Genomic DNA, 1,903 nt, shown 5'->3' on the forward strand with positions numbered 1-1,903 from the left:
GAGGTGAGTCGGCGGCGGGAATCTCACCCACCGCCGCTCTCAGAACCGTGCGTGACAGTCTCCCGTCACACGGCTCCCACTGTCGAACCGCTGGGCAACGCGCCGTGCTTCCAATGGGCGAACATGCCGGGATAGGTTGAGGCAAACTCTGCCATTTTCCGGCGTGCCCGGCCTATGGCACGGCGATACCGCTTGTATTTCCGCATGGCCCATTTCACGAGGAATGGGTTGATCTGGCGTTCCAGGAAGCTGATCAACTCGGACTTGTAGAAGTGCCCGTAGTAGTTGATCCAGCCCGCCACGACGGGGTTGATCATCGCGGCGATCTCAGTGAAGGTCAGCGCGGTCCAGCGTCCCAACCGCCAGTTCCGGATGGTCTTGGCCATGGACTTCTTGGCCTGCTTGCTCACCGCGGGCAGGAACCCAGTTTTGAGTCGCCCGTCTCGCAGTCGAGATGCCCGGCGCCGGAACGTGAACCCCAGGAAGGTGAACTCGGTGACCGGGAACTCCAGGTCTCGCCCTTCCTGCTTGCAGTACACGATCCGGGTCTTGTCCGGGTGCAGTGCCAAACCGAAACGCCCCAGCCTGCGCGCGATGGCATCGCGGACGAACTCCGCTTGCTTCTCGCTGACGCAGTGCACGATGGCGTCGTCGCAGTACCGCTCGAACCTGACCGACCCCAGCTCCCGCTCCACCCAGGAGTCGAATGCGTAGTGCATGAACAGGTTCGACAACAGCGGCGAGATCGCGGACCCCTGCGGGGTTCCCTTGTCCCGCCTGATGAGCGTGCCGTCGATCTGCCGCAGCGGAGCGGTGAGCCACCGCTTCACATACAGCACCACCCACGGCAACTCGGTGTGACGTTCCACAGCAGCGACGATGGGATCGTGCGGAACGTTGTCGAAGAAGCCCTGAATATCAAGGTCGATGACCCAGGGCTGCCGCCAACACCGCTGCTTGCACGTCTCCACCGCATCCAACGCCGACCGGCCGGGCCGATACCCATACGAATCAGGATGGAACACCTGCTCCGCTGACGGCGACAACACCATGGCCACCGCTGTCTGAGCGATCCGGTCCGCGACGGTCGGAACCCCGAGGGTTCGGATTCCGCCGCCCTGTTTCGGAATGTCCACCGCCCGCACGGGCGGCGGGAAATAGCTTCCCGATGACAGGCGATTCCAGAGTTTGTACAGGTTGTTCTTCTCGTCCTGCTCGAACTCAGTCAACGACTGCCCGTCCACACCAGCCGCTCCCTTGTTGGCCTTGACCTTCTGATACGCCTCCCACACCAGAGTTTTCGGGATGTCGAACGGCTTGCCCGCCGATCTCGTTCCGGTCATCGGATTCCTCCCATTACTGGTTGATCGTCGATCGAAACCCGACAGCACGCCCCCTTCGCTCCACCCCCATTACGGGGGCTTCATCACTACTACGGGGCGTTCCGCCCTCCTGACACGCCACCAGAGCTGCTCGCCCTTCCCGCGACCAGCTCAACCGCCGGCCGCTGTTTCGCGTCGAGAAGTTCTCCTGTTCCGTTGCAGAGCCTGGACCGAGCTCGCGCCACCTTCACGCCGGACACCACCAGACCAATCAGCAGGCTCTCGTCTGGCTTCTCCCGGGACAGCATTGAGGCCCCGGTTTCGATGTCACCTACATCTAACGACGCGTCGTCAGTGGTTCACTCACGTTCGCCTTCTCGATCCATACCTGCCTTGTCCTGCAAGGCTTTTCCCCGCACGCTCACCACCACGGCTCATTCACCGCAGCAGCTCGGGGCGGTTTGACACCTGCACCTGCATGCCGATGCCGAAGGACCTACCTTCATCTCCACAACAGCACGAGCACAACGAAATCCGTGTTCTACACCACGAACCTCCTGTTCTCTTCAGGACACACCAAC

Annotated in this window: 1 protein-coding gene; it reads right to left on the reverse strand. The window is 62.0% G+C overall.

Going from position 1 to position 1,903, the window contains the following annotated elements:
* Nucleotides 1–65 precede the first annotated feature (65 nt).
* Nucleotides 66–1,391, reverse strand: a complete 1,326-nt coding sequence (gene ltrA / locus A5789_RS17810; RefSeq protein WP_227462908.1) for a group II intron reverse transcriptase/maturase — start codon at nucleotides 1,389–1,391, stop codon at nucleotides 66–68.
* Nucleotides 1,392–1,903: the final 512 nt, after the last annotated feature.

This window comes from Nocardia sp. 852002-51101_SCH5132738, assembly GCF_001665695.1.
In the GTDB taxonomy this organism is placed as follows: Bacteria; Actinomycetota; Actinomycetes; order Mycobacteriales; family Mycobacteriaceae; genus Nocardia; species Nocardia nova.